Genomic DNA, 13524 nt, shown 5'->3' with positions numbered 1-13524 from the left:
GGGGGAAAGCAGACCTGAGGTGGACTGCCCGTTTCGGCAGCTTTTGACCCATTTCGGAAGTCGGGGGTGTCACAATCGCCCAGTTCCCCCTTCCATGTGCCAAGTCCACGCGGTTACAGTGGCGCTTTCGTTCTGGGGTACGGGCATGCGGCGACGCGAGTTCATTGGATTGATCGGAGGTACCGTTGTCTTGCGTCCGGCAGCAGCCAGGGCGCAGCAGCAGCCTCAGCGGACGCGACGCATCGGTGTACTCATGCCGCTCGCCGCCGACGACCCGGTTGCGCGCGCACGCATTGGAGCCTTCGTGGAAGGTCTGCAGCAACTGGGTTGGATCGACGGTGGCAATGTGCGGATCGAGTATCGCTGGGCTGTGGGCGATGCTGAACGCACGCGTAGCGATGCCGCGGAACTAGTCGCGCTTACGCCAGACGTAATCATGGTCACGAGCAGCCTGCCTACCGTGTCGGTGCAACGGGCAACGCGCACATTACCGATAGTGTTCGTGCTAGTTGCCGATCCGGTGGGGGCCGGTGTCACAGATAGCATGGCCCGGCCCAGCGGCAATGCAACGGGGTTCACCCCATTCGAATTCACGACGGCGGTAAAGTATCTTGAACTGCTGAAGGAGATTACGCCGGGTCTGACGCGGGTCGCGGTCACCGTCGACTATAATGCGGTAGGCGCGATTGGACAGTTAGAAGCGATCCGTTCCGCAGCGCCGGCAATGGGGGTCGAGGTCAGCCCCTTCGATGTGCGCAATGCCGGAGAAGTAGAGCGGGCGCTGGCAGCGTTTGCGCGCGGCTCGGATGAAGGCTTGATCGTCACGGCCATTGCGGCCGCTAACATTCATCGCGATCTGTTCATATCGCTCGCGCAACGCCACCGGCTGCCGGCGATTTATCCGTATCGCACCAACGTCACCGCCGGAGGGCTGGTCTGCTATGGGCCCGATCAGTTCGATATTTACCGGCGTGCTGCTGGCTACGTCGATCGTATTCTGAAGGGTGCGAAGCCAGCCGACCTGCCGGTGCAAGCGCCGACGAAGTACGAACTGGCCATCAATTTAAGGACTGCCAAATCACTCGGGCTAGCTGTACCGCCGGCGCTGCTTGCGCGTGCCGACGAAGTGATCGAGTAAGGCTTGTAACTTCCTCCTTTGGCACTTTTCGAACATGCAGGTGCAGTCCTCCCATGTCCGATGTTGAGGGATCAGCAGACTTGGCCCAGACGCGTCCCGGTCGCGTCCACCTCTACGTGCATTATGGAAGCGCAGTTCGAGGCCGTCACGGCAGCTTTTGACCCAACTGACATTGGCCGTGCCCTACCGCAATGGTTTGATTTCGATCTTAGCTCTAAGATACTATGCTGCCTCTTGAGCTTGGGGACGACCATGAAGCGACGCGAGTTCATCGGGCTTATCGGCGGGACAGCGGCGTGGCCAGTGGTAGCGCGAGCGCAGCCGGCCGGACGGATGCGACGCATTGCTATACTTATGGACCTGCCGGAAAATGATGCTAGCCGGCAGCGTGTAGCGGCCTTTGTTCAAGGACTTGTCGATCAGGGTTGGCGCGAAGGTCGCGATGTGCAGATGGATATCCGATGGGGAGCCAATTCTCCTGAAAACATCCGTAAGGCTGTGGCTGAATTGCTGGCACTGGAACCTGATATTATTCTGACCTCCGCGAGCGGGGCTACGGCTGCGATGCGGCAGGCATCCGCGACGATTCCAATTGTGTTTGTGCTCGTTACCGATCCCGTGGGTGCAGGTTTCGTCGACAGCCTCGCGCGCCCTGGTGGGAATCTGACGGGGTTCACCCTGTTCGAATACTCCATCGCCGGAAAGTGGCTGGAATTGCTCAAGGAGATTGCTCCGACAATTAGGCGTGTTGCCGTTCTTCGTGATGTTGGTGTCGCCGCAGGTTCCGGTCAGTTCGGCGCAATTCAGGCGGCGGCATCGTCGCTAGGGGTCGAGCTGCAGCCGTTAGGCCTTCGCGATGCAGACGAGATCGACCGCGGCATTTTAGCATTCGCCCCGGGCCCAAATGACGGATTGCTCGTAACGGCATCGCCATTGGCGAGCGTGCATCGTGAGAAGATCATTTCTGTCGCGGCTCGACATCGGCTGCCGTCAGTATTTGCGTATAGGCACTTCGTGGCTGCCGGCGGTCTTGTCGCCTACGGGCCCGATCTGCTCAGTCCAATGCCCCGTGCCGCGAGTTATGTCAGTCGCATCCTTAAGGGCGAGAAGGCCGCTGACCTCCCCGTGCAAGCGCCGACTAAGTACGATTTGGTCATCAACTTGAGGACCGCCAAGGCGCTCGGCCTCAGCGTTACGTCAACGCTTCTGGCCCGCGCCGACGAGGTGATCGAATGAAGCGGGGAGAGTTAATAGGGAGAACGCGGCCACTTCTCGGAAGAGCCCGTCCAGGCGCGCGATGTGTAGGCCGATAGTATCTCGATTGGTGGAAGTGCGAACCCAGGTTTGCTAATCAAGTTGGATCCGGACGCCCTTTGCGCCGTTGAGCAACCGCTTGAGGTGGAACCCGGCCAACGCATCGTCGGCATGCCGGCCAACAAGGGCCGCAAAAGCCGGCATCGCTGCGGCATCGACGGCCTCAAGCTTAGCGAAAGCATCAGCGTATTGCGCGGTAAAAGGTGCTTTGAACAGCGAGTCACGTAGGGGTTCAAATGCTCGAAGGGGCTCGCTACGACCGCGCAGCATGATATCGCCGACTGGCCGTCCCTGAAAATCTCCGGAGCCGTCGGCTGCCGCGGCGCTGACGCAGATGCGGGTCCCGAGATGCTTGTTGGCGGCCTCGAGCCGGGCTGCTGTGTTGATGGTGTCGCCATAGGCGGTGTAGTCGAAGAACTTGCTGCCGCCGAAATTGCCGACCAGCGCCGGCCCGGCATGAACGCCGATCCGCGTGATGCCAAAATTGATACCCTTCTCTTTCCAGCGTTCGCGGAATGCCTCGGCCCAGATGTCGAGGTCATGAGCGCAGGCAATGGCGCGCCTAGAATAGTCCGGCTGCTCGCCGGGCGCATTGAACAGCACCTGGATCGCATCGCCGATGATCTTGGCGACCGTGCCCTCATGCGCGAACACGACATCGGTCATGCCGCCGACATACTCGTTGAGCAGCGCGCCCAGCACGTCGGGTGCAGCGGTCTCGACCAGCGATGTGAAGCCGGTGATGTCAGTGAAGATGGTCGCGATCTCGCGCCAGTGCACCTCCATGCCATCGCTGTCGCCGATGGCCGCGAGACGGCTGGCGATCTGCGGCGAAAAATACCGCGACAGCGAAGCATGCGCACGCTCAGCCTCGGCCTGGCGGCGGCGGGTCTCGCGCATGGTCTCGACGTGACGGATGGTCTTGTTGATCGTCATTTCGAGATCGCCGAAATCGATTGGCTTGGTCAGGAAGTCGAAAGCGCCGCGGTTCATGGCGGTGCGGATGTTGCTCATGTCCCCGTAAGCCGAAACGATGATGGTCGATTTCTTATCCTCGGCTTCCTGCAACTTGGCCAGCAGTGACAGCCCGTCCATCCGGGGCATGTTGATGTCGGATACCACGAGGTCGACATGCGGATGCTGCTCGATTGAGGCGAGCGCCTCGATGCCGTCGTGGGCGAACATGAACGCCACCGCGCCGTCGCGAATCTGCCGCCGAAATTTCTGCAGCACCAGAGCCTCTAGATCGGGTTCGTCATCGACGACGAGGATTGTCGCGGTCATGCTGCTTGCCCTAGCCTGGCGTCGATCTCGTGTCGCAGCAGCGCAAAGTCGATCGGCTTGGTTAGCAGTCCGACGGCGCCGCTCTCGATCGCCTTGCGGCGGGTTTCGGCGTCGCCATAGGCGGTGATCATGATGACAGGCACTTCTGGCCGCTCGGCGCGCACCTTCGGCAGCATTTCGAGCCCGCTCATGCCGGGCATGTTGATATCGGACAGGATCAGGATCAGCGACGGGTCCCTGATCTCGGCCGCGCGCAGCAACGCAGCCTGCGCCGACGAGGCGAATTCCATCGTGAAGCGTCCCGATTTCAGATCGCGGCGGAACTGCTGGCGAAACAGTGCTTCGACATCGGGCTCGTCATCCACGACGAGTATGTAAACGCTCAATTCTCGCCTCCAATTATCGGCTGTGCCGCCCCGCTTCGGGGCAGCGTAATGACGAATTCGGTGAACTGGGCGGGCTGGCTGGCGACATCGATGGTGCCACCGTGCTGCTTCACGATGATGTCGTGGCTCATCGACAGGCCGAGGCCGGTACCTTCGCCCACCGGCTTGGTCGTGAAGAAGGGGTTGAACATCTTCTCCTTCACTTCGGGCGGGATACCGGTGCCGTTATCGCGAATCCGGATTTCCACCTTGTTCCCCAGGCTCTTAGTGGTCGCGCTCAAGACCGGCTCAAAGCCCTCCTCGCCGCTCTCCTTGCGCTTGGTGGCGGCATAGAAACCGTTCGAGATCAGATTGAGGAAGACCCGGGTAATCTCCTGCGGATACAGGTCGATCTGGCCCGCCGCGGGATCGAAGTCGCGATTCAGCGTGATGTTGAAGCCGGCCTTTTCGGCGCGCGCACCGTGGTAGGCCAGATTTAGGCTTTCCTCGACGATCGCGTTGATGTCGGCGGGGCGATGCTCGCCTGAACCCTCTCGCGAATGCAGCAGCATGTTCTTGACGATGGAATCCGCCCGCTTGCCGTGCTGCACGACCTTTTCGAGGTTGCCCTTCAGCATGTGGGTGAGCTCGTCGAGTTCCTCGCGGGTCTTGCCGTCGAGCGCCGCCGGTTTCAAAACGTCGTTCAGCTCGTCGATCAATTCTCCCGATAACGCCGCGAAATTGTTGACGAAATTGAGCGGATTCTTGATTTCATGGGCGATGCCGGCGGTGAGCTGGCCGAGCGACGCCAGCTTCTCGGTCTGAACAAGGCGGTTCTGCGCGGTGCGTAGTTCGTCGAGCGAAGCGGAAAGCTCTCTCGTGCGCGCCTGCACCTGTTGAAAAAGCCGGACGTTGGAAATCGCAATCACCGCCTGGTCTGCGAACGTCTTCAGTAGCTGGATGTGATTTTCGTTGAACGAACCGGCTTCAACTCTGGTTTGTCCAATCATGCCGATCGGTGATCCGTCGTGGAGCAAGGGAATGAACAGCATGCTGCGATAGCCGCGCAGGCTGGCCAGATCGCGCAGCGAAGGCTCGAGTTCCGTGTCCGGAATGCGGACGGTTTCACCGCGACGGACGGCTGGTCCGAACGGCAGATTGGAAAGCGGTCTGGGAAAATACGCCATCAGCGCGGCGTCAGCTTCAGGATTGGTAGGGGTGAAGGCAGATAAATGGACGTCGTCATCAACGATGCTGAGTACCGTCGTCGATAACCCTTGCACCAGCTGGTTCGACCGCTCCGCGATCGCCTGGAACACCGGCTGCACGTCGTCAGGCGAACTGGCGATGACCTTGAGAATATCGGCCGTCGCGGTTTGCCGCTCTAGCGATTCGCTTAGCTCGGACGTCCGCTGTTCGACCCTGTTCTCGAGGTCCGCATAGGACTCCTGAAGCCGCGCACCCATGTCGTTGAATTGATTGGCAAGGCCCTCGAGTTCGTCGCCGGTCCTGATCGAGATGCGCTGGGCGAAATCCCCACCGCCGATCCGCTCCGCACCCGCGCTCAGCGCTCTGATCGGGCCGACCATGCGGCGGGCCAGAAAGACCCCGGCCAGCATGGCGAAGATCAATGCGCCCGCGAGCACGATCGCCAACCGCTGCAACGCCAGATAAAGCGATGCATAGGCTTCCTGCACCGGCAACTCGACGAACATGGTCCAACCCAGCGGCAAAATTGGCGCAGATGCTGTCAGCACCTCCTGGCCCTGGATATTCGGCGAGCCCTGCAGCGCATCGGCGTCGTTCGCACGGCCGGCGCGGGCAGCTTGGACCTGCACTAGCTTCGACATGTCGGTGTTGCGCAGCACCAAGCTGATATCGGGATGTGCGATCAGACGCCCTCCCGAACCCACGACATAAGCGTGGCCTCGCTCGCCGACCTTGATCTGCGAAACCACGTCCCAGATGAGCTTCAGATTGACCTCGGCGATGCTGACGCCGGCGTCCTTGCGGTTACCGGCCAGCGACAGCGTCATATAAGGCTCGGACTCCCGGCGAAAATAGACCGGCCCGTAATAGACCTTGTTGGCGACCACCTCGGTGAATTTTGGATCCTTTGAGAGGTCTAGGCCGGAGTCCACGACATCCATGGCGAGACGCGACACCCGCAAACGCTCCTTCCCAGTCGAATCGACCTGCGACAGTTCGGTGATGGCCGGCACTTGGCGCAGTAGCCGGAGCGCGTCGAACCGGCGATCCTGCGGCGAGCCCGCCGACCAGGGTAGCTGCGTGGTCCAGCCGAGCTGGCTTTCGATTTCCTTGATGAACTGACCGATTTTGGCGGCGGCGGCCTCGGCTTGTTCGTGCTGAATCCGGATCAGGGCCGCCTTGTGCTCGCGGTAATAGAAAAAAACCTCAAAAATTCCGTTGGAAAGCAGCGCCACGCCCACCACGGCGACGAACAGCGCGACATATTTTGCGAACAGGCGGGCACGGATTTTCGGCCCCTGGGCTGCCTGCGTAGACGGCGAGGCCGCCGTGGCCGAAGCGGCCAGCGTGCGTCCTTCCGAACTGTCCGGATGCAGGGAAATGGTCATCTTCGCCAAGATAGCAAGAAGGCCTGGGCTTGTCTCCCGCGGAAGCGCCAACAATCCTCGGCCTAACAAGGGCCGAGTTCGGCGATCCCCGGCTGCTTGTTACTCTTTGAGCCAACCAGACCGCGGACTCTTGCAGGCGTTTGGTCGTTTGATGCGCGAAGCCGCCAGGGACAATCCCTGTGCTACGACAGCCGACGTTTTGACTCTTCCAGCTCGGGATCGATAATGTGACATTGATCACGTTTTCCAACCGTAATTCGTGATCAAGAGTCGCCGACAATGCGTGCTGATGAGGGAGACGTTGGGCAGGTCTGAGATTATCAGCTCTTCTACTCTGAAAAAAATCCACTGATGATCTTCGTTGCCTATTTGAGGCACAATGGTTTTTGAATAGCCGGCCGTCCGGGGGGACCTATGACTCAGCTGAATTACTTCTTTGCCGGAGCCTTGTTGGTTTCAACCCTTGTCGGCACTGCGGCCGCATCGGCCGCTGACCGAGTCGCTCTTGTAATAGGGAACGGCACTTACCACAAAGTGCCGACGCTTCCCAACCCGACGCGCGACGCGGCCGACATCAGCAAGGCTCTCGAAAGGCTGAATTTCAAAGTAACCCAAATCAGCAACGGAACCGCCGCTGAAATGAGGAGGGCCATCGTCGAATTTGGCCGTAACACGGAAGGCTCCGATATGGCGGTCGTGTTCTACGCCGGACACGGCATGGAAGTAGGCGGGGAGAACTGGCTGATACCCACTGACGCCGAACTCCGCAGCGACACCGACGTTGAAAGCGAGGCTGTCAGTCTTCGGTCGATCAACCTTCAAGTGTCGAAAGCGCGCCAGCTCGGGCTCGTTATTCTCGATGCCTGCCGCAATAATCCATTCGCAGCCAAGATGCAGCGTTCGCTGCGCACGCGGGCTGTGACTCGCGGCTTGGCCCCGACCGAGCCCACAGACAACGTTTTGGTGGCTTATGCCGCCCGTGACGGCACCACGGCCAACGATGGAGATGGACGAAACAGCCCTTTTACTGCGGCGCTGCTTCGCAACATCGAGACCCCTGGCCTTGAAATATCGTTCCTGTTTCGGAACGTTCGCGATGAAGTCATGTCGGCGACCAAGCGAGAGCAGCAACCATTCGTCTATGGCTCGCTTTCCAAGGAAGCTATCTATCTGAAGCCACTCGCAACTGCACCGGCGCAATCGACTCCGGCTCCGTCCGAAGCGCCCGTAACGACAGAAGACGAGCGGGCCTGGAAGGCTATCAAGACTTCAAGCGATGCGAGTTTATATGAAGACTTTCTGAAGCGATTTGCATACAGCCCTCACGCCGCCGAAGTTCGTCAACGACTAGCTAATTTGAAAACAAAGCAAGTCGTCTCGATTGCCCCGCCAGTTGCTATCGCACCATCCGCCGCGGCGCCAACGGAGACAATTGCAAAGCTTTCAGTAGAACGAGATTCCAACAAGCCGATTTCGAATTCCGCTGAAGGCAACGTCCGCAACTTGTTTGCGCCAGAAGACGCGCAACGCGTAGCGGCGATGGGAACATATCTGAAGCTAAAGATGCCAGCCTTCGCAATCGGAGAAACGAAGGTCGATGTTCCAGCATCCTTCCGACGGTACGTCGGCATATGGGTGCTTAAAGATGATTCCGGAAAGGATCGCCAAAGAATGCTGATTCTGACCGAGGTGTCTGGTGATCTGGCGCTAGGGTATCACGTTTATGGGCCTCCAGGTACCCGTACGCCAAGTGGCGAGCCTGCTGGCTATGTATTTATTGCAGGAAAGATTTCTGACAACGTGCTCCGATTCAATTCTGGGAAATACCCGGTAGAGGTAAAGCTCAGTGAAGCCAATGCAATGACCATGCAGTTTACCGATCCCGACCGAAAGTCAAAAGGCGCCATCTTTAGACTCACCCCACTTTGGCAGTTGATCCCAGTTGTTTGCAAAGCTGGGTTCAAAGTGGGCGATGACAACACGTGTGAACCAAACAAGGTACGGGGGTCTACTGTTCGCAGACCTGAAGCGTCCGGAAAAGCAACTCCCGCCGCTCCGACACCGCCGCGCACCGCTGGTGGATCAACCATGGAAGAGCGCTATCGCGCCTGTAGAAAACTCGTGAAGGGCTTTGCGCAGCGGGAAGCTTGCGCCCGAAACGGCTCAATCTAGATTTGAGGTGCGACGTTATCGAGCCGAAGACGCCTACTGGGGCTGCGGACCGGACCTTGGCTTCGGTGGCGCCACGGTGGCGACACGACACAAAATAAGAAAGCCGCCCCGAAGGGCGGCTCTCAAAAACCGATTACGAATCAGTATCTTGTTTGGTTGCGGGGATAGGATTTGAACCTATGACCTTCAGGTTATGAGCCTGACGAGCTACCGGGCTGCTCCACCCCGCGATAAACCGTTGCGCGCCTTCAGGAAAACGATACCGAAGCGAATCTGGCCCAACGCCCGGGGGCGCCGATTGATCTGGTCCGGAGGCTTCCTGAGAAGGCTGCCCTTGGCTGACGCCATCGGGTGCGAGCGGTATGTACCAATGCGAACCCGCTTTGGAAAGGGCCGAGGGCGATCTTTTGAGCTTTTTATGACGGCCGAACCGCGCATTTGTTGCGCCAGATCAGGCCGCGCAGGGCGCTCTTGCCAGAAACATCGCAAAAGCCCAGCTTCCGGCCAGGGAACCCGAAGGAAACGCCATGGACCAGTCACTGAAAAGCCCTGGGCAAAACGCCCTGGAGGACGCCTTTCACCGCCTGTTCGAACTGACCCGGACCCAGCCCGCGCCCGGGCTGGCCGAGCGGCTGGACCGGCTGGCGCGGCTGCGCGCGGTGGTTTCGGACAATGAAGCCCGCTTCGAGCAGGCGATCTCGGCGGATTTCGGCCATCGCTGCTCGATCGAGACCACGATCGCCGAAACCATGATGCTGCTGGGCGAGATCAAGCACGCCGCCAAGAGCCTGAAGCAGTGGATGGCGCCGAAGCGGGTGGCGACCTCGCTGCAGTTCTTTCCCGCCAAAAACCGCCTGATGCCGCAGCCGCTCGGCGTGGTCGGCATCATCGCGCCCTGGAATTATCCGCTGCAGCTGACGCTGGCCCCCGCGATCGGGGCGATCGCCGCCGGCAACCGGGTGATGATCAAGCCCAGCGAACTGGTGCCGCGATTTTCCGCGCTGCTCAAGGAGGTGATCGCGGCCAGGTTCAGCGCCGACGAGATCATCGTCACCGGCATCGAGGACGAGATCTCGAAGGCGTTCGCCTCGCTGCCGTTCGATCATCTGATCTTCACCGGCTCGACCCGGGTCGGCCGCCTGGTCGCGGAAGCCGCCGGGCGGAATCTGACGCCAGTCACGCTCGAACTCGGCGGCAAGTCGCCTGTGATCATCGACCGCTCCGCCGATCTCGGCGAGGCCGCCGAGCGCATCGCCTACGCCAAGCTGCTCAATGCCGGCCAGACCTGCATCGCGCCCGATTACGTGCTGGTGCCGGAAGCCTCCGTGCAGGATTTCGCCGACCGGCTGCAGGCCAATATGCAGCGGATGTTCGGCACCGATCCTGCCAACAAGGACTATACCTCCATCGTCTCCGACCGGCATTACGCCAGGCTCGAAGGCCTGGTGGCGGACGCCGCCGCCAAGGGTGCCCGGATCATGCAAGGCGCAAGACCCGACGATCCCGCGTGGAAATCGAAACGGAAATTCCCGCCGGCCATCGTGGTCGGCGCGACATCCGGGATGGCGATCATGCAGGAAGAGATCTTCGGGCCGCTGCTGCCGGTGATGGGCTACAGGGACGCGAGCGAGCCGGTGGCCTATGTCAACAGGCACGACCGGCCGCTGGCGCTGTACTGGTTCGGCAAGGACGATGCGGCGCGCGACGAGGTGCTGGACCGCACCGTGTCCGGCGGCGTCACCGTCAACGACTGCCTGTTTCACTTCGCCCAGATGTACCAGCCGATGGGCGGCGTCGGCGCGTCCGGCACCGGCGCCTATCACGGCGAATGGGGGTTCAACACCCTGAGCAAGCTGAAGCCGGTGTTCTATCGCTCGCCGTTCAACCGCCTCGCCGATCTCTATCCGCCCTACGGCGCCAAGGTCGCGCGGCTGCAAAAGATGCTGCGATTTTTGTCGTAGTGCTAAGACCGTCATTCCGGGATGGTCCGAAGGACCAGACCCGGAATCTCGAGATTCCGGGTTCGATGCTTCGCATCGCCCCGGAATGACCAACAAGAATCAAAGTGGGGGGGAAATACGCGTGACGGATACAGTGGATTTCGTGGTGGTGGGCGGCGGCTCCGGCGGCTGCGCGGTGGCGGGGCGTCTCTCCGAGGATCCGAAGACCTCGGTGGCGGTGCTGGACGCCGGCGGCAAGAACGACAATTGGGTGGTGACCACACCGTTCGCGCTGGCGCTGATGGTGCCGGGCAAGATCAACAACTGGGCGTTCGATACGGTGCCGCAGAAAGGCCTCAACGGCCGCATCGGCTATCAGCCGCGCGGCAAGGGGCTTGGCGGCTCGTCCGCGATCAACGCCATGGTCTATATCCGCGGCCACCGCTCGGACTACGACCAATGGGCCTCGCTCGGCAATCCCGGCTGGTCGTTCAACGACGTGCTGCCCTATTTCAAGCGCTCCGAGAACAATGCCGATTTCGGCGGCGAGTATCACGGCAAGGACGGGCCGCTCGCGGTCAACAAGCTGCGCACCGACAATCCGGTGCAGCAGATCTTCCTGCAGGCGGTGCAGGAAGGCCAGTTCCGCTACCGCGAGGACTTCAACGCCGATGAGCACGAAGGCCTCGGCATCTACCAGGTGACGCAGAAGAACGGCGAACGCTGGAGCGCGGCGCGCGCCTATATCCACCCGCATATGGGCAGCCGCGCCAATCTGCGCGTCGAAACCAACGCGCATGCGACCCGCATCCTGTTCGAAGGCAAGCGCGCGGTCGGCGTCGAATACCGGCAGGGCAAGGAGCTGAAGCAGATCCGCGCGCGGCGCGAGGTGATCGTCTCCTCCGGCGCGTTCCAGACCCCGCAACTGCTGATGCTGTCGGGTGTCGGCGACGCCACAGCCATCGGCAAGCACGGCATCGGAAGCGTGCATCATTTGCCCGGCGTCGGTCAGAACCTGCAGGATCACCCCGACTTCGTGTTCGGCTACATGTCGGACAACCCGAACTTCAACGGCATCTCGCTGGGGGGCATTCCGCGGCTGCTGCGCGCCATCAGCCAGTACCGCCGGGAACGCCGCGGGCCGATGACCTCGAATTTCGCCGAGTGCGGCGGTTTCCTGAAGACCCGCCCCGACCTCGACGTGCCCGACATCCAGCTGCATTTCGGCATGGCGATGGCCGACGACCACGGCCGCAAGCGCCACAGCGGCACCGGCTTTTCCATGCACGTCTGCCTGCTGCGGCCGAAGAGCCGCGGCAGCGTCGCGCTCGGCGGCGTCGATCCGTTTGCCGCTCCCCTGATCGATCCGAACTTTCTTGGCGATGAGGCGGATCTGGAAACAATGGTCGCGGGCTTCAAGGTCACGCGGCGGCTATTGGAGACGCCGGCGCTGCGCGCCCTGCAGCAGAAGGACATGTTCACCGCAGGCGTCGAGACCGATGACCAGATCCGCGAGCTGCTGCGCCAGCGCGTCGACACCGTCTATCACCCGGTCGGCACCGCCAGGATGGGCAGCGACCCGATGGCCGTGGTCGACGCCAAGCTGAAGGTCCATGGCCTCGAAGGCCTGCGCGTCGTCGACGCCTCCGTGATGCCGACCCTGATCGGCGGCAACACCAACGCGCCGACCATCATGATCGGCGAGAAGGCCGCCGATCTGATCAAGGCGGAGATGCGAGGGTAATTGATTCTCGCCGCATGCGCGATCCTCGTCCTGAGGAGCGCGCTCTTGCGCGCGTCTCGAAGGACCAGCCGCGCGCTCGTCTCCATCCTTCGAGACGCCGCGCGATGCGCGGCTCCTCAGGATGAGGATCGTGCGCGTGGCAGGCTCGCTACGTCAGCAGGAACCCGCCGTCCACCGTCACCACGCTGCCGGTCATGTAGCGCGAGGCGCTGGAGGCCAGCAGCATGATGGCGCCGTCGAGATCGGATTCGGCGCCGATGTGGCGCTGCGGAATCCGCTTGGCCAGCCGCTCGCCTGCGGGCGTCGACCAGAATTCGTGGTTCATCTCGGTATCGATATAGCCCGGCGCCAGCGCATTGACGCGGATGCCGTTGCCGGCGAGTTCCAGCGCCATCGCCTTGGTGGCCTGGATGATGCCGGCCTTGGAGACGGTGTAGGGCGACAGGAACTTCATCACGCCGAAGCCGAGCACGGAGGCAACATTGACGATATTGCCCTCCTGCTTGCGCGCGATCATCCGCCGCGCCAGCTCGGTCGCCGCGAAATAGGCGCCCTTGAGGTTGGCGTTGATGACGGCGTCCCAATCCGCCTCGGTCTGGTCGACCGCGAGCTTTTCGATGGCGATGCCGGCATTGTTGATGAGCACGCTGACCGGGCCGAGGGCCGATTCCGCGCTGTCGAATGCTTTGGGGATCGAAGCGATGTCGGTGACATCCATCTGCACCGCGACGGCGCGGCCGCCCTTGGCGCGGATCTCATCCTCCAGGCTCTTCAGCTTGGCGGTCTGGCGCGCCGCCAGCACCACCGCGGCGCCATGGGCCGACAGCACGCGCGCGAACTGCCGTCCCAGCCCTTGGCTGGCGCCGGTGACGAGAATGACTTCCTTGCTGACGTCGAACAGGCCGGACATGACGAATTTCTCCAAGCGTGGTATGCGCGCCTTGATACAGACGATTTCGGCCCGCGCAAA

At 61.4% G+C, this 13524-nt stretch carries 9 protein-coding genes and 1 tRNA gene; 5 read left to right on the top strand and 5 right to left on the bottom strand.

Going from position 1 to position 13524, the window contains the following annotated elements:
- Nucleotides 1-253: 253 nt before the first annotated feature.
- Nucleotides 254-1138, top strand: a complete 885-nt coding sequence (locus KMZ68_RS04905; protein ID WP_215614753.1) for an ABC transporter substrate-binding protein — start codon at nucleotides 254-256, stop codon at nucleotides 1136-1138.
- A gap of 252 nt (nucleotides 1139-1390) precedes the next feature.
- Entirely contained in the window at nucleotides 1391-2374 is a 984-nt protein-coding gene (locus KMZ68_RS04900; protein WP_215614752.1) for an ABC transporter substrate-binding protein, read from the top strand.
- Nucleotides 2375-2485: 111 nt separating this feature from the next.
- On the opposite strand, the gene KMZ68_RS04895 is transcribed toward KMZ68_RS04900, so the two are convergent.
- The 3 genes from KMZ68_RS04895 to KMZ68_RS04885 are packed head-to-tail and all read right to left on the bottom strand — an operon-like array spanning nucleotide 2486 to nucleotide 6698.
- Nucleotides 2486-3736: an adenylate/guanylate cyclase domain-containing protein gene (locus KMZ68_RS04895; protein WP_215614751.1), complete on the bottom strand. Its 1251-nt coding sequence runs from the start codon at nucleotides 3734-3736 to the stop codon at nucleotides 2486-2488.
- Nucleotides 3733-4122 carry a response regulator gene (locus KMZ68_RS04890; RefSeq protein ID WP_215614750.1) on the bottom strand — a complete coding sequence of 130 codons (390 nt, stop codon included), beginning with the start codon at nucleotides 4120-4122 and terminating at the stop codon, nucleotides 3733-3735. Before KMZ68_RS04890 ends, KMZ68_RS04895 begins: the two co-directional genes overlap by 4 nt.
- Nucleotides 4119-6698, bottom strand: a complete 2580-nt coding sequence (locus KMZ68_RS04885) for a sensor histidine kinase (RefSeq protein WP_215616193.1) — start codon at nucleotides 6696-6698, stop codon at nucleotides 4119-4121. Before KMZ68_RS04885 ends, KMZ68_RS04890 begins: the two co-directional genes overlap by 4 nt.
- A gap of 414 nt (nucleotides 6699-7112) precedes the next feature.
- On the opposite strand from KMZ68_RS04885, the gene KMZ68_RS04880 reads away from it, so the two are divergent.
- Nucleotides 7113-8870, top strand: a complete 1758-nt coding sequence (locus tag KMZ68_RS04880; protein ID WP_215614749.1) for a caspase family protein — start codon at nucleotides 7113-7115, stop codon at nucleotides 8868-8870.
- Between the two features lie 153 nt (nucleotides 8871-9023).
- Here the strand turns inward: KMZ68_RS04880 and KMZ68_RS04875 are convergent.
- A tRNA-Met gene (locus KMZ68_RS04875) sits at nucleotides 9024-9100 on the bottom strand.
- A 297-nt stretch (nucleotides 9101-9397) separates the two neighbouring features.
- Between KMZ68_RS04875 and KMZ68_RS04870 the strand changes: the two genes are divergently transcribed.
- Complete coding sequence (locus KMZ68_RS04870) at nucleotides 9398-10831, top strand: coniferyl aldehyde dehydrogenase (RefSeq protein WP_215614748.1); 1434 nt, start codon at nucleotides 9398-9400, stop codon at nucleotides 10829-10831.
- Nucleotides 10832-10952: 121 nt separating this feature from the next.
- A complete protein-coding gene (locus tag KMZ68_RS04865) occupies nucleotides 10953-12554 on the top strand; it encodes a GMC family oxidoreductase (RefSeq protein WP_215614747.1) in 1602 nt (533 codons plus the stop codon).
- A gap of 148 nt (nucleotides 12555-12702) precedes the next feature.
- Here KMZ68_RS04865 and KMZ68_RS04860 read toward each other — a convergent pair whose 3' ends face one another.
- Nucleotides 12703-13464 carry an SDR family NAD(P)-dependent oxidoreductase gene (locus KMZ68_RS04860; RefSeq protein WP_215614746.1) on the bottom strand — a complete coding sequence of 254 codons (762 nt, stop codon included), beginning with the start codon at nucleotides 13462-13464 and terminating at the stop codon, nucleotides 12703-12705.
- Nucleotides 13465-13524 lie beyond the last annotated feature (60 nt).

Origin of the sequence: Bradyrhizobium sediminis (genome assembly GCF_018736105.1) — a bacterium.
Taxonomy (GTDB): Bacteria; Pseudomonadota; Alphaproteobacteria; order Rhizobiales; family Xanthobacteraceae; genus Bradyrhizobium.
Note: the sequence above shows the minus strand (reverse complement) of the source record. Positions and strands in the feature narration are given on the sequence as shown.